Origin of the sequence: Candidatus Vagococcus giribetii (assembly GCF_017316185.1) — a bacterium.
In the GTDB taxonomy this organism is placed as follows: domain Bacteria; phylum Bacillota; class Bacilli; order Lactobacillales; family Vagococcaceae; genus Vagococcus; species Vagococcus giribetii.
In genome coordinates this window covers 49,268-68,570 of record NZ_JAFLVX010000032.1, presented here as the reverse complement: position 1 = coordinate 68,570, position 19,303 = coordinate 49,268, and the positions used below count along the sequence as shown (strand labels likewise).

Here is a 19,303-nt window from a genome sequence, read left to right as displayed (position 1 = left end):
ATTTCGAAAAGCAACACAATCTGTAGCTTAGATATTAATTTTGAAACATCAAAAAGGAGTGGATTTCTCCACTCCTTAAAAGTCTAACTTTTAGGGGTCACTACATGTCACACTCTTCTTTATCGTCTTATTACGCACTAAAATGATGTTTCATGTCACTAAAGAATTCTTTTGGCATCTTCAAACCATCAGAAATGTACCCTTCAAATCCTCCAAACTCTTTATCTATTACACGGAAAGAGTGCTCTAAATAACGTTTGTCTACATTCATCATAACTAGCACTTCATTAAGTTGCTCATCTGTTAAGCCCTTTGTTTTTAAATCAGCAACGATTGCTGCATTGGCTTTTTTACGCATGTCGTTTGTTTTTAGATAATCGTCGTAAATTAAATTATCTGATACGCCTAAACTTTTTAAAATGATAGCAGCCGCAAAGCCTGTTCGGTCTTTTCCTGCAAAACAATGGAATAAAACAGGGGAAGCAGGATTAGAAATAATCATCTCTAAAAATTGTTGATAGCCTTTTCTAGCACCATCAGTTAAAACAAGCTCTTCATAAAGTTCTAACATACCCGTATCTGCTGTACCTGCTCCTTTTAGTAAATCTTCAAAGCTTGCACCTTGACCCTTCACATCTTTTAATATATCAATATTAACGTAGCCTACACCATTTAACGTGTCATCAGGTCGTTCACTGGTTTCTTTAATACCTCGGAAATCAATAATTGTTTTCAATTTATATTCGTTTAACAAACTATCAACAGTTGATTGATGAATATTTACCACTTCACCACTTCTTAAAAAGAAATTAGGTTTAACTAGTTTCCCATCACTGGTTGGGATATTCCCAATATCTCTAAAATTTACTAATGATTCCATTTCTATGACCTCCTAATATAAAATACGTATCTTAAAAAACAAGATTAGCACTATTATATCATTCTCAGGCACAAAAAAAAGGACAGATGTCCTTTTTAAATAGAAATATTTTTATAAATCTCTAATTGCTTCAACCATTTTTTACTCAACAGATAAGAAACTAGAGTGATTAAACAAAGAATAACTAATGGTATCACAATGGCAGGAACCATACTTTGCCCTGTTCCAAATAGAAAACCAAACACAATAATTGCTACACCAATCATTGATTTACTCCAGAATGGTAAACTAAACAAAATCCCAAAAACAATCAATGCCATCACAAGGATTAAAATGATTGCATTTCTGCGTTTCATTTTGTAAGTACTAATCAATACTAAATTAGTTAACTGCAATAATGTAAAAATAGCCAACATAATAAATACAATAGTTAGTAGTACTTGTAACCAAGGAATGGTTGTCAAATCACTGATGTAAATATTTCTAACCTGGCTTGCCGCTTGATCTTTAGATAAAGTTGGAAACAATCCCATTAAAAAAGTATGTCCCATTAACAGTAAACTAGCCAGTAAGCTTATTATTAGCTGAACCACCGATGACATATTAATAATACTTTGACGACTGTATGAATGATAACTAAATAGTTTCACACTGCTTCCTGTAATAATCCATGAAATAATCCCTAGATAGATAACAAAAATATAACTTAAATTATCAAAATCAAAAGATAGTTTTGTAAGTGGTGCGATAAAACTAAAAAGTCCTATACTAACTAAATAGACAACTAAAAATAAACTAATTCCTCTTAAATACCTAATTAATTGAAGCTTTAACATTGCTGTTTTATTCATTTTATTTATCCCCTCTTTCACCATAAACATCGCGGGTTAATTGAATAAACAATTCTTGTAAATTTAAGGATTTAATTTCTAAATGCTTGTCATCTATGATGTCATCTGCTTCTAATTGAACATAAGCTTTAATGATTCCTCTGCGGTATTCTTGGCCTAAAATTTCTTTTTTCTGTAGAAATTCTCTAACTTCTTTTTCAGGCCCTTTCACTGAATAAGCACGCTTAATTAAACTTTTAACCTCATCATTAATTAACACTTGACCATCTTCTAGAATAACCACACGTTCAATTAATTCTTCAATCTCATCTATACCATGAGTTGATAAAATAATTGTCTTAGGATATCTATCATAACTAGCCAACATATCTTGATACAAGGCATGACGATGATATGCATCTAAACCAAATACTGGTTCATCTAATAATAAATAGTCCACATCATTACTAAAAGCTAAACAGCTTTGGAATAATGTTTTCTTTTTTAAAGGTAGTTTTGAAAAAATTGCCTTTTCATTTAAATGATATTTCTCAAGTAGTAACAGACACTCTTCTGTTTGAAAATTAGGGTAAAACATGCCCATCCATTTCACAATATGTTTTAAACGGGCTCTTTTGGGATAGATGTGATCATGAGTTAAAAAATAAACCTGTTTTAACACATCTTGATCGTCTTCTATATCAATACCATCAATTTCGATATACCCTTCACTTGGAAATCTTAAGTGCGCTATTAAACGCATTAATGTCGTTTTACCAGAATCATTTTGGCCTAATAAACCATATATTTTCTTTTCTTGAAAAGTTAAATCTATGTCGTTTAAGACTAATAACTCATCTGCAGTTTTTGACATTCCACGAATTTCGATTGCCATAACTTATTTCCTTTCTTACTTCTCCTGCGTATTAAAAAATTAACCAATACTATCATAGTCTAGCAATGTTACAGTTTCATAACACTACTATAACAAAAGGGAACAAACGTAAAACATTTGTCATTGTTAGCGTTTTATGCAAAAAAAGAACAATCAAAAACACTTCGATTGTCCCTATTAACCTGGATTAATCTGATTTTCTACGTACTCTATTTTGATTCCTTTTGCTAGGGCTTTTAATTCTAAAACTTCTTCTTCTGTTAATTTTTTCTTACCAAACATAGTAACAGAAAAGATCAAATCTCCAGTCCTTGCTTTATACATTAATACCTTACCATCTTTTGAATATTGAAGAGCCTCTTCTTGTAGATTTAAATACTGAACAGCCTCTGCCTCATCCCATTTAACACCATCTAGTTCATAACCAGATAACTCTCCATAAACAGGTTGTTGATTATCAAAAGCATCAAGTTGAATATACGTATTTTTATTTCCTTCTGCTTCAAAGGTTCCCCATAACTCATGCTGCTTGAATTCTCCATCAGACATCATGTCATATTTGACGTTATTAAAACTGATCTTAGAATTACCAACTAAGATATTATTAATTACATCACTTCTTTTTTTAGTCGTTGTTTTAACTACCATGCCACTAGGCTCACTACTTGCTTTGGTTGTCTCTGAGGCATTTTTTTTACCACAACTGGTTAAAACAAATACAGGAATTAACAACAGTACTAACCATTTCTTCTTCATCTCATCACCTATTAGTCTTATCTTTATTTAAAGTTAAGTATACTATAAACGAAAGAAAAGTTAAATGTCTCACCATTTTTTGGGACTCCAGAGTGTCCCGTCTAGTTCTCCTTCAGCTTGTTCAATTCGTTTAATTTGTTCTTTAATGATGTTTTCTAACTCTTGAAAAAAAGCTTTTTCTTCGTATGATTGCCCAGATTCTTCTGCTTCTTTAACTTCTTTTAATAGCCAATCCATCTTAGTAGGCGTCCTCCCTCATCTCTTTAACTAAAACAAGTAAATCATCTAAAGTCTCACGATTTTCTTTCACTTGATTTAAAATTAAATTAATTCTTCCTTTTCTTTCATCTGAAAAACGTTCACGGTACTTTTCTAAATAAGTAATGAACCACTCTTCTTCACTCTTAAAGGTTCCTTCATTTGATTTCGTTAAGTACTGTTGATACTTAATCAAAAGTGTCTTTCGATTAACTTCTGGCATATAATGGAAAAGCGAAACTGAAAAAATCGGTAAATAAATCATTTGGCATTTACTGGCTAAGGCTTCAAAGGGGCGGAATAGTTCCGATAACGTAAATTTCTCTGCTTTGCCTGCTGCAAAAGACTCTTCAGCGACTCCTAGAGTAACGACTAAACCTAGCTCTTTGCCTTCGCCTTCCATTCTTCCTTTAATAAAAGAATCATCAAACACTTGATCTATCCATTTCTTTAATTCATAAGGAGCGCTATACCAATACATCGGAAATTGAAAAATGATTCGGTCATATTTTTCTAGCAGTTGTCTTTCTTTATGCCCATCGATCTCTTTATCATCAATAAAATGATAGTAAACTTCTTCTAAATGTTTACCACTTTCTAATAAAAATTGTTGGGTACTAGAATCTGAATAATCTGGGTGTGCTACAATTACTACTGTTTTCAACTTAATCCACTCCATTCTAAAACATCATAACAGGAAACTTATTTTTATGATAAAAACATGCTTAAAGAGGCTACGACACAAGTAACAAAGCTCATGTCGTAGCCTCTTTTTAATCATTTAATAGCTAATTATTATTGAATTGACGCATCAAAAATAGCATGAATACTTTCTTTTAACGTCATTTCGAATTCAAAGTCAGTTTCTTGATAAGTTAAGCCTTCTTCTAAAGCACGCGAAAAACTAGCAATAATGCCATGATTTTGGCTTAATTTTTTGTCAGCTTCCGCTTTTCGGTAACCACCTGATACAGCTAAGACACGAATCACATTTTTGTGAGCGACAAGGTCTTCGTAAAAGTCTGGGATGACAGGAAGAGATAATTGAATAATCACTTGAGAACCTTCATCTAAAGCATCTAATTGAGCTAATAATTCTTTTTTCAATAGTTTTTCTGCTTTTTCTTTATCAGTACTGTGAATGTCTACCTCTGGCTCGATAATTGGTATTAAATCATGCTCTAAGATGACTTTTGAAATATCAAATTGTTGTTTAACTAAGTCTTTAATGCCTACTTCATTAGCGTTAACAATTAGTGAACGCATTTTTGTTCCAAAAATTTGGTGTTCTTTTGCTTCTTTTAATCGCTCTTCAAAATTAATCATTGGTTTTAGTAAATGGACACCGTTAGCTGGTACATCTAGGCCCTCATCTATCTTTAAGAAGGAAATGATTTGTTTCTTCTCCCATAGATACTCACTTGTGTACATTCCTTGGATTTTACGTTTCATTGTGTCCTCAAATAAAATCGTTGCTAAAATATGAGCTGAAGAAAAATCAGTACTAACAATCATTCTACTTCTCATATCATGAATCAAATCAAGCATTTCTGCTTTTGTGTGATAAGTTTCATCTGGGATGCCGTATGCTCTTAAAGCAGCAGGTGTGCTATTTAAACTCTGATCAATCGCAGCAACAATTCCAGGCTTTTCTGACATTATTTGTAACTTAGTTTCATCAATCATACATCTCTCTCCCTTATTTTAACTAGACTTCATTATAATACAAATCCACGTGTTTTTTAAGCTTTTTTTAGCCGACCAAAACGTTTTCACTCACATAATTAAATTTCTGTTTTTTAGCATTTTTTCTTAATAATGCAAATACGACTGTGTAAAGTCCTACACGTCCAACAAACATTAAGGACATAATAAGTAATTTACCAAATACTGTTAAATCTGGTGTTAATCCCATTGTAAGGCCTACAGTAGCAAAGGCTGAAACAACTTCAAATAAGACATATTCAATTCCCGATTGGTAAGGAATACTTTCTGTCATAGAAAGAACAAGTGCACTCACAAAACAAATAGCTGTTGAGAAGAACACAAACATGAAAGCCTTCATGACAGTCTGCATTGGGATTTTACGTCCAAAACCTTCTGCATCTTCTCGACCTCTTAGTAAACTAATCAATTGGATCAGTAACACACCTAGTGTAGTTGTTTTTATCCCACCGGCAGTCGACCCTGACGTTCCACCAATGAACATTAAAACAATCGTCAATAATATTCCCGCATAACTCATCGTTGCATAATCAAGAGAAGCAAATCCTGCCGTTCTTGGCGTGACACTTAGGAAGAAACTATTCGCTAATTGATTGCCAACTGAACTGCCACGATTAGCATCTGTGATTAAAAAGATTAACGTACCGCCTGCAACTAGACAAAGCGAAACCACTAGGGCAATTTTAGTATGTAAGGATAATCTTTTTTGACTTCTATAATGAATCAAATCATACCATACAATAAAACCAAATCCACCTGATAAAATAAGTAGTGCTATGACCACTAATACAAACTCATTGCCTTGAAAACTCATCAAACTATCACCAAACAAATCAAACCCTGCGTTACAAAAGGCTGAAATCGAATGGAATATACTAAAGAAAACCCCTTTTTTAAGACCGTATTCTGGAATAAATTGAGTACTTAATAATAACGCCCCAATCAACTGAATACTTAGAGATAATCTCACCACAAATTTTAATAGCTTAACAGAACCACCTAATTGATCTAAATTCAATGTATCCTTAATCAATAAACGAGACTGAAAGGAAACTCTCTTTTTAAACATTAAAGCTAAAATCAATGCAACGGACATAAATCCAAGCCCACCAAGCTCAATTAATAACATCATAACAGTGTGTCCAATGGGATTAAGAACTTCTGAGATATTAATTGGAGTTAAACCTGTCACACATACAGCAGACGTAGCAACAAAAAGAGCGTCAATATATGGAAGTGTTTGGCCCTCTTGATGGGTAAAAGGTAACCATAACAAAACAGAACCAATAAAAATAATCATTAAAAACATTAATACAATAAACTGAACATTGCTGATTCTAAAATTTTTACTTGCTAATTTCTTCATTAAATAGTCCTCAATTTTTTTATAATATCTGATTCATTTTACCTTTGATAATTACTGAGTTCAACTCCCAAAATTGGTTCTTCTCATTATCAATCGTCAATTCACAGACTGTTTTACTTTTATCATGTTAAAAGGCTGGAACAAAACATACTACTCGTTTTGTTTCAGCCTCACTTATCTACGCAATGTCGTAAACGTTGAAGTATAGCTCTTTCATGTAATCAATTAAATATTGTGGATTCAAGCTCTCACCTGTTGCATCCATGATTAATTGATTTGGTTTTCTTGAGCTACCATATTGATGGATGTTCTCAGTTAACCAAGCAAGGATAGATGAATAGTCATCAGATGCTAATATTTCTTCTACATTCATTTCTTTATTCATAGCATGGTACAACTGTGCCGCATACATATAACCTAAAGCATATGAAGGGAAGTAACCAAAACTACCACCTGACCAATGAACATCTTGTAAAATACCTTCTAAATCATTTTCAGGTCGAATCCCTAGGTATTCTTCGTATTTATCATTCCAAATAGTTGGTAAATCTTCTAAATTAATGTCTTCGTTAAAAATCATTTTTTCAATTTCATAACGAATAATGATATGTAATGGATAAGTTAATGAATCTGACTCAATTCTGACTAAACTTGGTTTTGTTTCTTTTAAACCTTTATAAAAGACATCGTTGTCAATATCTTTAAAAGTATCTCCTGTTAGTGACTGTAGTAATGGGTATTGTCTACTCCAGAAAGCTTGGCTACCACCAACAATGATTTCATTAAATAGAGATTGAGATTCATGGATTCCCATTGATGTTCCACCAGCAAGAGGTGTGTAATCGTATTTAGCATCTACGTTTTGCTCATACATGCCGTGTCCTGCCTCATGAATAACACCTAACGTTGCCATGATGAAATCTGTTTCATCCCAACGAGTCGTAATTCTTGCGTCGTTTCTGTTTAGGTTCAACATAAATGGATGGACAGTATCATCTAAACGACCTCTTGAAAAATCATAACCTAATTGTTCAATGACTTTTGTCACGAATTCTTTTTGAGTTTCTTTTGCAACTGAACGGTGAATAAAATCAGTTCTAGGCGCAGTCCCTTTACTTTCAATTTCTTGACGAATCTCAATGATTCCTTTTTTCACTTGTTCAAATACATTATCAAGAATTTCAGTGGTCATACCAGGTTCGTATTGATTTAACAAAACATCGTAATTAGTTGCTTCTTCTTTTTTCCATAAAGGAATGAATTCTTTAGTCATTAGAATAATGTTTTCTAAAGACTCTTTAAATACACTGTAATCTTTATTCTCACGAGCTTTCACCCAAATGCTATGTGCATTTGATGTTAACTTCATAAATTCTTGGAATCGATCAACAGGAATATTATTGTTTAAGTCATAGTTTTCTTTTGTTTTTGCATAAACTTCTTTACCAAACGCTGATAATTCTTCTGGATGAGCTTCAAAGTAAGTCATATACTCTGTCATTGTTTGATTAGTTGATTTATCAAATGCCATACCTGATAAATAACTAGACATCTCAGCACGATAAGAAGCTCCTTCTTCTGGCATTCCTGTTTGAGAATCCCATTCAGCTAAACCAACTGCTTCTTGTAGTAGTGAAATTTCTTTCAAATAAGCTAAAAATTCTTGTTCTTTTGTCATTATTATTCCTCCACTCTTGGTTGTCTAGGTGGGCGTTTGCCCCAATATTGGAACAAATCAGTTCTGATTGCTCCATTATATAATTTACGTTTCTTAGTTGCTTTGCTGCCAAAGTGTGTTTCAAAAGTTAAATCACTTGTTAAAATGTATTTACTCCATGTGTCTAGTGGTTTGTAGACTTTTCCCATTACTTTATAAAGAGCTTGTACTTGAGCTTCGTCTCCTAAACGATCTCCATATGGTGGGTTGGCTACAATCACACCATACTCTTTTTGCGTCGTAAAGTCACTTAAATTCATTTGTTTAAAGGTAATATCTTCCCCTAAACCAATCTCTTCTGCATTTCTTTGAGCAATTTCAATCATACGTGGGTCAATATCTGTTCCTAAAATGTCTAATTCTGTTTCATAATCCACTTTTTCTTCAGCTTCATTACGAACTTTTTCAAGAATTGATTTATCTACCCATGGCCATGCTTCAAACATAAACTCACGGTTAAAACCAGGTGCCATATTTCTAGCGATTAAAGCTGCTTCAATACAAAATGTACCAGAACCACATGTTGGGTCATAGAACGGACGATCTTTACGCCAGTTTGTTAAAGTAATGATCGCTGCTGCCATGTTTTCTTTTAAAGGTGCTCCCCCTTTTTCAAGACGGTAACCACGTTTGAATAAACTTGGCCCAGTTGTATCCATCGTAATAGTTACTTTATCCTTTAAAAGAGCCACTTCGATTGGAAATTTTGCTCCCGTTTCAGGAAGACGACCATAACGAGAATAGTAATCACTTAAGCGATTAACAATCGCTTTTTTAGTGATTGCCTGACAATCTGACACACTAAACAGAGTCGATTTAATTGATTTACCAGATACAGGAAACTCAGCATCCATAGGTAATAAATCTTCCCATTTAATGGCTTTTGTTTGTTCGAATAAGTCCTCAAACGTTTTGGCTTCGAATTCAGCTACAATTATTTTGACACGATCTGCTGTTCTTAACCATAGATTGGCTGTGGCAATCGTTTCAATGTCACCATGAAAAATAGCTTTTCCATTTTCAACCTGGCACTCAATACCTAAATCCCTTAACTCTTTTCCTACTAGGGCTTCAATCCCACTAGCAGCTGTTGCAACTAATTTAAATTGTTTCATATTTTTTATCCATCCTTTACGATGTTTTTAATTTTTTATAAAAAAAAGCCTTCCAAATAAAGGAAGGCATCCTGATAACTGTAGTTTTCTATAAGCCATGTTCTGTATTAGTATTTGTCAGGACAACTACTAACGATAATCATCTGTCTACAGAATACTCTGTCCCTTTTCTAAGTTCAATTCCCTGAAAAAGGTGCCCCTACCATAAGTTTGGGTTGCTCGCTCGAGGGGTTTACCCGTTCCACTAATTTTATTTCTAAAATTACTTCGTCACTGTGGCACTTTCAAGAATACTCCAGCATAGTGAAGACACCTTAGCTGTTTTTTCTGCCGTTACTCTTATTAAAGAGTACCTTAACTTATTGTTTCATTAAGCACGAACACTACAAACATCTCAGTTTGTGCGAGCATGGACTTTCCTCAACTAGCGTTTGCTAGCTGCGATTATCCGAAAACTACAAATATAATCATGTCAATTGATTAAAAGCGTTTTGTTGCGTCTAAATCTTCATTTTCTTCAAACACACGTTGTGCAGCGCTATTTAATGTTGCTTTAGCGTGTTCTGAAATTTTACTGTTTTGAGCTTCTTCATCTAACTTGCTACCAAAAACATGTTTTTCTAAGTTTGATAAACGTTTTAAAATATCAAAATTAGTTACTGCTGTTGTTTTAGGTGCTTCTTGTTTCATTCTAGATAAAGTTGCTTGATTTTGTGTTAGTTGGTCAACTTTGTTAACCAAACGGTGATTCTCTTCTTTCAATGCTAAGATTTCTTGATTGTAAGCTTCGTAATCTTTAATCACGTTATCTAAAAACTCATCTACCTCAATTGAATCATAGCCTCTAACTTTTGTTTTAAATTCCTTTTGTAAAATATCTCTTGCTGAATATGTTAATTTAGCCACTTCATACACCTCATCTTTTATTACTGTCTAGGCAAATACTTGCGTTTTATAATGTGTTCATTGTATCTAATTCTATTTGATAAATCAAACCGAATTCATCCTATCCTTAACTACTATAATAACTTTTGCTAAAGAACACAACTATTTTATTAACTTTTTTCAAAATTTATCGTATTTTTTAATAGATACTTAGACTTTTCTTCTATTTCCTTTTCATTGTAATTAAAGATTTGTTATAATACGGACTAGGAGAGTGATATTTCTGAGGATAAAATACCCAAATGGACGTGAGTTTAATCAACCCACTCAGCCATCAAAAAAGAAACCAGTTAATTTTGCCAATCGTGGAATGACATTTGAAGCTGAAATCAATCAAACGAATCAATATTATCTGGATAGAAATATTGCTGTGATTCATAAAAAGCCTACACCAGTTCAAATTGTCAAAGTAGATTATCCTAAAAGAAGTGCTGCTGTGATTAAAGAAGCCTACTTTAAAGAAGCCTCTACTACTGACTACAATGGCATCTATAAAGGAAGATACATTGATTTTGAAGCCAAAGAAACAAAAAATAAGACTTCCTTTCCTTTAAGCAACTTCCATCAACACCAAATTACTCATATGGAAAATTGCTTAAATCAACAAGGAATTGTATTTGTTCTGATGAGCTTTTCAACAAACAAATCGTATTTTCTCGTTCCAGCAGAACTTATTATCGATTACTGGAACAAACAACAACAGAATGGTCGAAAATCCATTCCACTTGAAGCTATCAACACACATGGATACGAGATTATTCCAGGGTATGCCCCAAGGATTCCGTATCTTAGTATTCTAGATCAACATTTTTTAAAAGGAGATTAATCACATGATAAACGAGCCAACTGGACAACCACCCAGAAGAAAACGACGAAAAGGAAAAGGTTTATTAATTACCCTAATCGTTATTCTTTCTCTGATTTGCATTCCTTTAGTCATTGGAGGAGCTACTTTCTTCTATTACGTTAAAGACGCTCCAGAATTAGATTTTGCTAAATTAGAAGACACTCTTTCTTCTACTCTCTATGATTCAAAAGGAAATCCTTTTTTAACTTTAGGTGAGAAAAAGCGAGAAACTATTGAACCAAACGAGATTCCCCCAACCTTAAAGGACGCTATCATCTCAATTGAAGACAAGCGTTTTGAAAAACATATGGGGATTGATCCTATTCGTATTGCTGGTGCTGCTGTTTCCAACCTAAAAGGCAATAGCCGACAAGGAGGAAGTACCTTAACCCAACAGTTAATTAAGCTATCTTACTTCTCACATAAACAAGAAGATCAAACCTTAAAACGTAAGGCTCAAGAAGCTTGGCTATCTGTTGAATTAGAAAAGAAAAAATCCAAAGATGAAATTTTAACCTATTATATTAATCGCGTATTTATGTCAAATGGTGTCTACGGGATGAAAACTGCTGCCGAAACTTTTTATGGTAAAGATTTTAACGAGTTATCTCTAGCACAATATGCTTTACTTGCTGGTATGCCGCAATCACCAATGGATTACGACCCATATGTCCATCCTGATTATGCAAAAAAACGTCGCGATATGGTCTTAAAAGAAATGCTGAAAGACAAAAAAATCTCTGAAAAAGAATACAATGAAGCTGTAGCTGAGCCAATCGATGCAGGCCTTGTACCTCTTAAAGAAGATTCTACGATTCAAAGGGTAACAGATAATTACTATAATGAAGTTATTGCTGAAGTTCAAAAGAAAACCAAGAAAAATATCTATACTGATGGCTTAGATGTTTACACAAACATTGATTTAGAAGCTCAAACTTATTTATATAACTTGGTTAACAATGAAAACTCTTCTATTGATTTCCCTGATGATGACATGCAAGTCGCTGGAACTTTAATTGATGTTAAAACTGGACAAGTAAAAGCTCAAATTGGTGGTAGAAAAATGAAAGAAGAATCACAGCGTTCACTTAATAGAGCTGTTACCAACCAACGTGACTTTGGTTCAACTGTTAAACCTTTAGTGGCATATGGCCCTACAATTGAAAACTTAAATTATGGTTCAGGTGAGATTTATATTGACGAGCCTTATAACTATAAATCAAATGGTAAACCTGTTTACAACTATGATAAAGCGTATCGTGGACGTTTAACCATGAGAGAATCTCTAGTAGACTCTCGTAATATCCCTGCTCTTAAAGCTTTAGAAGAAGTTGGAACGGACAAATCTCAAGAGTTCATAAAAAAATTAGGCTTTGATAACGATGTTTACGAATCAACTGCCATTACGATGCAAGGTTCAGCAAATCAATTATCAGCGGCCTATGCAGCTTTTGCTAATGGTGGTGTGTATTATGAACCATCATACGTTAATAAAATTGTTTATTCTGATGGGACAGAAGAAAAATTCGAGCCTAAAGGCAACCGTGCTATGAAAGAATCAACTGCCTATATTATGACGGATATGTTAAAAGACGTTATCAAACGTGGGACAGCTGTTGATGCTCAAATACCAACCGTCATTCAAGCTGGTAAAACAGGAACATCTAACTATGCAGATGATGCCCTTGATAAAGTAAAAGGTGAAGGTGTTCCAGATATTACCTTTGCTGGTTACACACCAAAATACTCCTTTGCTGTTTGGACAGGTTACGATGATTATTTCACACCTATCCCGTATTATTCTCAGCATTTAGCAATGGATATTTATCGTAACTATATGACTTTCTTATATCAAAACTTAGAAGCCACTGACTGGAGTCAACCTGAAGATGTGGTTCGCGTTGGTAGCGAAGTTTACTTGAAAGATTTTGTCGGTAACCAAAGTAAAAATACTTATAGTACACTAAGCACTAGTAGCTCATCGACTGAATCAAGCTCTAGTACGTCTAAATCTAGTGAGAAAAAAGAAGAATCAAGTGAAGTGGCACCTCCTAGCTCAGAAGTTGTGCCACCAAGCTCAGAAGTTGTACCACCATCTTCTGAAACACCACCAAGTTCAGATGTCACACCACCAACATCTGAAGTACAACCACCAACATCTAGCTCAGAAGCACCAGGTGGAGGCGATGGTGGTGACGGTGGTAATAGTTAACTAACCAAAAAGAGAAGCGAGATTAAATCTCACTTCTCTTTTTTTATTAGATTTCGTTGCCCTTCAATACACATATCAAGTAAGGGACAACCCTCACATTTTGGTGCTCTAGCAGTGCAATGATACCTACCGAAAAGGATAATGGTATGGTGGGCTTGTACCCATCTTTCACGAGGAATTTTTTTCATTAAAACTTCCTCTACCTCTGTCACAGATACTGATTGCTTACAAATTCTTAGGCGTTTAGAGACTCTTTCTACATGAGTATCTACTGCAATCGCAGGAACATTAAACATGTCTCCTGCTACAACATTAGCCGTTTTTATGCCTACTCCTGGAAGTTTTACTAATTCCTTAATCGTTTGAGGAATTTCTCCGTCGTATTGTTCAACAAGCATTTGAGAGGTCTTAATAATATTTTTAGCTTTATTCTTATATAAGCCAATGGTTTTTATTTTTTCCATAACGTCTTCAAGAGGTGCTTTTGCTAAATCATGTGCTGTTGGGTAGCTAGCAAAAAGAGTCGGCGTTACCTTATTCACAGACACATCAGTTGCTTGAGCACTCATAATAACCGCAATTAAATACTGGAACGGTGTCTCGTGGTCTAATTCACCCTTAGCATCAGGATACATTAGCTCCATACGGTCCAACGCCTCTACTGTTTTTTTCCCAGATAACATGTTAACACCCCTTTATTTTTGATTTGGATTTAACCAATTATAAAGAGGGATATGTGGCAATTCCTCTTCAATTTCAGCCTCAGATTGGCTTTCAATTTTAGCTAAACGTTTCTTTTGATCAACTTGAACTTGTTGTTTAGATGTTAAATTTTTTCTTTCCCAAGACAGTAAAATGCGGTCGATGTATTTCAAACTATAGGCTTGATTTAATACTGCTTCTCTTAAAGCTAATTGGATAAGCTCGATATCATAGTGATCCGTTGTTAACCAACTTTGAATAGTCTCAAATTCAATCGGAGACAATGGACGACCAAATTCTGTTTCAAAGGTACGATACAGATTAACCACTTGATTTTCTTGTTGACGATCTTGTGTTTTTTTCTGTTGTTGTTCTAAATACATAGATAAACGCTCATACACCAAGGTTAAATTGTAGCTATCTTCTTTTTGACCTTGTTGATTCGTATTCGTTTCAATGGAAATAATTCCCTGATCAATTAAATGCTGAAGTAATTTAAATAATTCATCTACAGGGATATCCATAGTCTCAGCAATCACACTTAGATCTGGAAACGGATTTCCCATTTGATTATAGCTAAGTAGTTGTAAATAAAATAAAAACTCTTTATCTGACATACCAATTTTTTTATAGTATTTTAGCAGTAAATTAGAAACATTCGTCAAATCTGCTTTTAAAAATTCATTTATTGATAACATGTTTCCTCACTCTCTTTCCCCTTTAGTATATCAAACTTTCATCAAAAATTCCTATAGATCCTTATTCTTGCCACTCTTTCTTAAGTTGCTTCATCAACGTCTCTCTTGATTCATTATCAAGCTCACTTAAGATAGTCTTTATTTTTTCTAAAGATGTGGTTACAGCCTCTGTCTTTTCTTTTTTCTCTATGCAACTTAGTAAGCCGTCTCTCATAAAGGGATGAATTTCATTCAAGGTAACCTCATTTAAACCATTAGCCTCTACTCTTTCTAATAAATGAAGATAGACTTCTTTTTGAAGCCATTTTCCCATTCCTTTATTGGCAAACAACATTAACTCCTTTTCCCTGACAGGAGATTCTTTCTCTAAAATAGTTACAATTTCTTCAAAAAAATGATTAGGTAAACTAGGTTGTTCTTGATGCGTTTTTATCCTTTTTTGAATCTGACTTGACCAGATACTCGCCTGATGAAACAATGTTTCTTGTTGGATGTTAGCTACTAAATTAGTTTCAAAATGACGGAAATTTTCTTCGTTATATATAGGATGTGTTATTGGCTCATGAAATATTCTTAATTGTTCTATCTCCCGAAGAATCTCATGATAATCAGAAACATAAATAGGCATCTCTACTTCTTTAAAATCAGCAAAACGTCGCCCTAGCGACACATTAATATCATAAGGTACTTTTCTAAACTGGTTTTGATAAACAAAAAAAGCATAACTTTTCCAAAGTCCTTCTGGAAATTCGACCCCCCTTCTTTTCAACCAAAGTAACTCATCTAAAGCAAAATCAACATTGTTTAAACGATCAACTATTTCTTTTGCAACTTGAGAAGGGATATTAAGATGATCTTTAAAATGCTGAATCCCCAAACCCATGGTTTGATTAGTTGCCTTTGATCTAACAATATACTGATATTTTAAGCGCCTTCCACATTGGCAATAAAGCTTATTTTTTTCATCGATTGTATTTGGATAGTTCTCATCTATTTTTAAATCTAAAAACTCCCAATCTGAAGCTTTTAGGTAATTGTCCTTTAAAAATTCTGAACGAATCAAATATTTACGATGAGCATCTATTAATTCTCTTTGTTGCTTAGTTAATTTGACATAAATTTCTAACCGTTCTTTGATGGTTAAAGGTCGGCTATTATCTAACTTATAGTCATCCGATTCGACTGGCACATGCCATTCTTTTTCTTCATTCATGTTGTCACCCCTTTAAACATAATAGAAACTCCCATTATAGGAATAAGACTCACATCTTTCTTCACTATATTGGGAGTTTCTGACATATCCATTGAATGAGATATTACTTATTTAGTACCAAATAAACGGTCTCCAGCGTCACCTAAACCAGGAACGATGTAACCTTGTTCATTTAATTTTTCATCAAGACCTGCAGTGTAAATATCAACGTCTGGATGGGCTTCTTGAAGAGCTTTAACCCCTTCTGGAGCTGAAACTAGACAAACAAATTTAATATTTGTTGCGCCACGTTTTTTTAGTAAGTCGATAGCCATAATAGCTGATCCACCTGTTGCTAACATTGGGTCAACAACAAATAATTGACGTTCAGCAATGTCTGCTGGCAATTTAACAAAATATTCTACTGGTTCAAATGTTTCTTCATCACGATATAAACCAACGTGACCTACTTTAGCTGCTGGAATTAATTGTAACATTCCATCAACCATACCAATCCCTGCACGAAGTATTGGGACAATTGCAACTTTTTTCCCTGTTAATGTTTTTTGGACTGTTTTGCCCATTGGTGTTTCAATTTCTACATCTTCTAGAGGCATGTCTCTTGAAACCTCATAAGCCATTAACATAGCAATTTCATCAACTACTTCACGAAAAACTTTTGTTCCACAATTCTTGTCTCTAATAATTGTTAGTTTGTGTTGAATAAGTGGATGATCAATAACTTGAAATTTTCCCATATCATGATTCTCCTTTAATTTTTGTTCCAATCTATTGTAACGGAAAAAAAGGCAATTGACTAGCAATTACCTTAAAAAATTTACTTATAAAGCGGATTTTTTTGAATTAATTCTGCAACTGATTGACGAATTGATTCCAAAGCTTCTTCACTTTCATAGTGAACCAAAGCTTCAATGATTAATTCTGCAATTTTTTTACTATCATCTTCATCAAAACCACGGGATGTGATAGCTGGTGTGCCAATTCGAATACCACTAGTTTCAAAAGGACTACGACTTTCAAACGGAATTGTATTTTTATTCACAGTGATATGAACACTATCTAAAATCGCTTCTGCTTGTTTACCTGTTAAACCTAAATCAGTGACATCAATTAATAATAAATGATTGTCAGTATCTCCACTAATTAGACGAGGTCCAGGTGTTTGATTAATCACGCGAGCCATCGCTTTCGCATTTTTTATCACTTGCTCACTATATGTTGTAAATTCAGGTAATAAAGCTTCTCTAAATGCAACTGCTTTACCAGCAATCACGTGCTCTAAAGGACCACCTTGAATACCTGGGAAAATGTTACTATTCACTTTTTTAGCTAAATCTGCATCATTGGTTAAAATTAATCCTCCACGAGGTCCACGTAATGTTTTATGTGTTGTAGAAGTCACAATATCTGCATACAATACTGGATTTTGATGTAGACCACTTGCCACAAGACCAGCAATATGAGCCATATCAACCATTAGTTTTGCTCCAACGCTATCAGCAATCTCTCTAAAACGTTTAAAATCAATCTCACGTGAGTAAGCACTTGCACCTGCTACGATTAATTTTGGTTCGTGTTTTCTAGCTAAAATTTTAACCACTTCATAATCAATTACTTCTGTCACAGGGTCAACACCATATGAAACAAAGTTATATGTTTTACCACTAAAGTTAACAGGAGAACCATGAGTTAAATGCCCACCAGCAGTTAAATCCATTCCCATAATAGTATCTCCTGGTTCAACTAATGCTAAATAAGCTGCCGTATTAGCTTGAGAACCTGAGTGAGGTTGTACGTTGGCATAAGTGGCATTAAATAAATCACACGCGCGTTCAATGGCTAAATTTTCAACAACGTCAACAAATTCACAACCACCGTAATAACGTTTGCCTGGATACCCTTCAGCATACTTATTTGTTAACACGCTTCCTTGAGCTGCCATAACGCCTTCTGAAACAAAGTTTTCAGAAGCAATTAACTCAATGTTATTCTCTTGACGATTTTTTTCATTTTCAATAGCATCCCAAAGGACAGCATCTGCTTTTTTATAATCCATCATAATCCCACTCTTTCTCCTAAATTACATACATTGTATCATAAAACCAGTTATTTTAAATAAGTTTTTTGGTTAGATGCTTTCTTTAAACGATTCATATATGCTAAACCTTCGTCTTTTTCAGGATAAGTTTCTGAAAAAATAATGTCTAGCCCACGTTCGTCTAGATCTCTTAAACCAGCAAATAGAGATTTCATGGCTTCTTTAACATCTCGTTGGCTCGAAAGTAAAAAGACACCATCTAAGTTGGATAAATTTTTAGCATCTGCTTGATTGATAAGAACTCCCACTTTTTGCCCCTTTTCTTTAGCCTCGTTGATTGCTTCTTGCCAATTATTCATGTGATAGTCAATCATGACAACTGGTGTTTTAGGGGCATAGTGTTTGTACTTCATCCCTGGCGCTTTAGGTTTTTCCGTTTCGCTAACCAAATGTTGGTCAATCGATACTTCTCCAATAACAGCTTCCAGTTGTGCTTTTGTTACTGCTCCAGGACGTAAGATAACTGGGATATCTGTTTCAGATGACATATCTAAAACAGTGGACTCTAAACCAACCTGACACATACCACCATCAAGAACACCAAAGATTTTACCTGATAAATCATGAAAGACGTGCTCAGCTAACGTCGGACTAGGCAAGCCTGATGTATTAGCACTTGGACCAACTAACACACGTCCAGATTGTTTGATCAGCTCTAAAGTTAACTCATTGTTAGGCATTCTAAAGGCAGCTGTTGATAGACCACCTGTTACTGTTTTTGAGAGACCTGACTTTTCCTTTAATTGAAAGATTAACGTCAAAGGTCCAGGCCAAAAACGAGTCATTAATTCCTTGGCTTTTTCTGGTAATGTCTCAACAAATTGAAGCACTTGTTCTTTACTTGAGACATGGATAATTAAAGGATTGTCACTTGGTCGTCCCTTAGCTAAATAAACTTGTTTAACAGCTTCTTCGTTAGTTGCATCTGCTCCTAATCCATATACTGTTTCAGTAGGAAAAGCCACTAATTCTCCCTGTTGTATTCCTTTAATTGCTATGTTCAATTCACTTGGATGGATTATTTTTGTTTCCATCAATACACTTCC

General features: G+C 34.2%; 19 protein-coding genes and 1 other RNA gene. 2 read left to right on the top strand and 18 right to left on the bottom strand.

What is annotated here, in order from left to right:
• Positions 1-130: 130 nt before the first annotated feature.
• From DOK76_RS11580 to gpsB, 12 genes are all read right to left on the bottom strand, one after another.
• Positions 131-880 carry a tyrosine-protein phosphatase gene (locus DOK76_RS11580; protein WP_206967940.1) on the bottom strand — a complete coding sequence of 250 codons (750 nt, stop codon included), beginning with the start codon at positions 878-880 and terminating at the stop codon, positions 131-133.
• A 95-nt stretch (positions 881-975) separates the two neighbouring features.
• Positions 976-1,731 carry a hypothetical protein gene (locus tag DOK76_RS11575; RefSeq protein WP_206967937.1) on the bottom strand — a complete coding sequence of 252 codons (756 nt, stop codon included), beginning with the start codon at positions 1,729-1,731 and terminating at the stop codon, positions 976-978.
• A 1-nt stretch (position 1,732) separates the two neighbouring features.
• Positions 1,733-2,605 (bottom strand): ATP-binding cassette domain-containing protein, encoded by an 873-nt coding sequence (locus DOK76_RS11570; protein ID WP_206967935.1) that lies wholly within the window; start codon positions 2,603-2,605, stop codon positions 1,733-1,735.
• A 177-nt stretch (positions 2,606-2,782) separates the two neighbouring features.
• Positions 2,783-3,361 (bottom strand): hypothetical protein, encoded by a 579-nt coding sequence (locus DOK76_RS11565; protein ID WP_206967933.1) that lies wholly within the window; start codon positions 3,359-3,361, stop codon positions 2,783-2,785.
• A gap of 69 nt (positions 3,362-3,430) precedes the next feature.
• Complete coding sequence (locus DOK76_RS11560) at positions 3,431-3,598, bottom strand: hypothetical protein (RefSeq protein ID WP_206967931.1); 168 nt, start codon at positions 3,596-3,598, stop codon at positions 3,431-3,433.
• Between the two features lies 1 nt (position 3,599).
• A complete protein-coding gene (locus DOK76_RS11555; protein ID WP_206967928.1) occupies positions 3,600-4,283 on the bottom strand; it encodes an NAD(P)H-dependent oxidoreductase in 684 nt (227 codons plus the stop codon).
• A gap of 131 nt (positions 4,284-4,414) precedes the next feature.
• Entirely contained in the window at positions 4,415-5,305 is an 891-nt protein-coding gene (locus tag DOK76_RS11550) for a fructose bisphosphate aldolase (RefSeq protein ID WP_206967926.1), read from the bottom strand.
• Between the two features lie 67 nt (positions 5,306-5,372).
• The gene (locus DOK76_RS11545) at positions 5,373-6,710 is read right to left on the bottom strand and encodes a TrkH family potassium uptake protein (RefSeq protein WP_206967925.1); all 1,338 of its coding nucleotides are present in this window, start codon (positions 6,708-6,710) and stop codon (positions 5,373-5,375) included.
• Between the two features lie 178 nt (positions 6,711-6,888).
• Entirely contained in the window at positions 6,889-8,388 is a 1,500-nt protein-coding gene (locus DOK76_RS11540) for a carboxypeptidase M32 (protein ID WP_206967922.1), read from the bottom strand.
• A gap of 2 nt (positions 8,389-8,390) precedes the next feature.
• Entirely contained in the window at positions 8,391-9,542 is a 1,152-nt protein-coding gene (locus DOK76_RS11535; RefSeq protein ID WP_206967921.1) for a THUMP domain-containing class I SAM-dependent RNA methyltransferase, read from the bottom strand.
• Positions 9,543-9,628: 86 nt separating this feature from the next.
• Positions 9,629-9,998: RNase P RNA component class B (rnpB, locus tag DOK76_RS11530), an RNA gene on the bottom strand.
• A 24-nt stretch (positions 9,999-10,022) separates the two neighbouring features.
• A complete protein-coding gene (gene gpsB / locus DOK76_RS11525; RefSeq protein WP_206967919.1) occupies positions 10,023-10,448 on the bottom strand; it encodes a cell division regulator GpsB in 426 nt (141 codons plus the stop codon).
• A 262-nt stretch (positions 10,449-10,710) separates the two neighbouring features.
• On the opposite strand from gpsB, the gene recU reads away from it, so the two are divergent.
• Positions 10,711-11,313: a Holliday junction resolvase RecU gene (gene recU, locus DOK76_RS11520; protein ID WP_206967951.1), complete on the top strand. Its 603-nt coding sequence runs from the start codon at positions 10,711-10,713 to the stop codon at positions 11,311-11,313.
• Positions 11,314-11,317: 4 nt separating this feature from the next.
• Positions 11,318-13,546, top strand: coding sequence for a PBP1A family penicillin-binding protein (locus DOK76_RS11515; RefSeq protein ID WP_206967917.1), 2,229 nt, complete (start codon positions 11,318-11,320; stop codon positions 13,544-13,546).
• Between the two features lie 29 nt (positions 13,547-13,575).
• Here the strand turns inward: DOK76_RS11515 and nth are convergent, their stop codons facing one another.
• The 6 genes from nth to DOK76_RS11485 all read right to left on the bottom strand — a co-directional run bounded on the left by nth (position 13,576) and on the right by DOK76_RS11485 (position 19,291).
• Positions 13,576-14,229 (bottom strand): endonuclease III, encoded by a 654-nt coding sequence (gene nth, locus DOK76_RS11510; protein WP_206967915.1) that lies wholly within the window; start codon positions 14,227-14,229, stop codon positions 13,576-13,578.
• A 12-nt stretch (positions 14,230-14,241) separates the two neighbouring features.
• On the bottom strand, positions 14,242-14,946 hold the full coding sequence (locus DOK76_RS11505) for a DnaD domain protein (RefSeq protein WP_206967913.1): 705 nt from the start codon (positions 14,944-14,946) through the stop codon (positions 14,242-14,244).
• Between the two features lie 61 nt (positions 14,947-15,007).
• Positions 15,008-16,159 (bottom strand): hypothetical protein, encoded by a 1,152-nt coding sequence (locus DOK76_RS11500; protein WP_206967911.1) that lies wholly within the window; start codon positions 16,157-16,159, stop codon positions 15,008-15,010.
• Between the two features lie 107 nt (positions 16,160-16,266).
• Positions 16,267-16,896, bottom strand: a complete 630-nt coding sequence (gene upp / locus DOK76_RS11495) for a uracil phosphoribosyltransferase (protein WP_206967909.1) — start codon at positions 16,894-16,896, stop codon at positions 16,267-16,269.
• An 80-nt stretch (positions 16,897-16,976) separates the two neighbouring features.
• Positions 16,977-18,215, bottom strand: a complete 1,239-nt coding sequence (gene glyA / locus DOK76_RS11490; RefSeq protein ID WP_206967948.1) for a serine hydroxymethyltransferase — start codon at positions 18,213-18,215, stop codon at positions 16,977-16,979.
• Between the two features lie 50 nt (positions 18,216-18,265).
• Positions 18,266-19,291, bottom strand: a complete 1,026-nt coding sequence (locus DOK76_RS11485; protein ID WP_206967907.1) for an L-threonylcarbamoyladenylate synthase — start codon at positions 19,289-19,291, stop codon at positions 18,266-18,268.
• Positions 19,292-19,303 lie beyond the last annotated feature (12 nt).

Excerpts from the sequence above, each read along its gene's own strand:
- DOK76_RS11580 (WP_206967940.1), bottom strand. The coding sequence starts at position 880 with ATGGAATCATTAGTAAATTTTAGAGATATTGGGAATATCCCAACCAGT.
- DOK76_RS11575 (WP_206967937.1), bottom strand. The coding sequence starts at position 1,731 with ATGAATAAAACAGCAATGTTAAAGCTTCAATTAATTAGGTATTTAAGA.
- DOK76_RS11570 (WP_206967935.1), bottom strand. The coding sequence starts at position 2,605 with ATGGCAATCGAAATTCGTGGAATGTCAAAAACTGCAGATGAGTTATTA.
- DOK76_RS11565 (WP_206967933.1), bottom strand. The coding sequence starts at position 3,361 with ATGAAGAAGAAATGGTTAGTACTGTTGTTAATTCCTGTATTTGTTTTA.
- DOK76_RS11560 (WP_206967931.1), bottom strand. The coding sequence starts at position 3,598 with ATGGATTGGCTATTAAAAGAAGTTAAAGAAGCAGAAGAATCTGGGCAA.
- DOK76_RS11550 (WP_206967926.1), bottom strand. The coding sequence starts at position 5,305 with ATGATTGATGAAACTAAGTTACAAATAATGTCAGAAAAGCCTGGAATT.
- DOK76_RS11545 (WP_206967925.1), bottom strand. The coding sequence starts at position 6,710 with ATGAAGAAATTAGCAAGTAAAAATTTTAGAATCAGCAATGTTCAGTTT.
- DOK76_RS11540 (WP_206967922.1), bottom strand. The coding sequence starts at position 8,388 with ATGACAAAAGAACAAGAATTTTTAGCTTATTTGAAAGAAATTTCACTA.
- DOK76_RS11535 (WP_206967921.1), bottom strand. The coding sequence starts at position 9,542 with ATGAAACAATTTAAATTAGTTGCAACAGCTGCTAGTGGGATTGAAGCC.
- DOK76_RS11515 (WP_206967917.1), top strand. The coding sequence starts at position 11,318 with ATGATAAACGAGCCAACTGGACAACCACCCAGAAGAAAACGACGAAAA.
- nth (WP_206967915.1), bottom strand. The coding sequence starts at position 14,229 with ATGTTATCTGGGAAAAAAACAGTAGAGGCGTTGGACCGTATGGAGCTA.
- DOK76_RS11505 (WP_206967913.1), bottom strand. The coding sequence starts at position 14,946 with ATGTTATCAATAAATGAATTTTTAAAAGCAGATTTGACGAATGTTTCT.
- DOK76_RS11500 (WP_206967911.1), bottom strand. The coding sequence starts at position 16,159 with ATGAATGAAGAAAAAGAATGGCATGTGCCAGTCGAATCGGATGACTAT.
- upp (WP_206967909.1), bottom strand. The coding sequence starts at position 16,896 with ATGGGAAAATTTCAAGTTATTGATCATCCACTTATTCAACACAAACTA.
- glyA (WP_206967948.1), bottom strand. The coding sequence starts at position 18,215 with ATGGATTATAAAAAAGCAGATGCTGTCCTTTGGGATGCTATTGAAAAT.
- DOK76_RS11485 (WP_206967907.1), bottom strand. The coding sequence starts at position 19,291 with ATGGAAACAAAAATAATCCATCCAAGTGAATTGAACATAGCAATTAAA.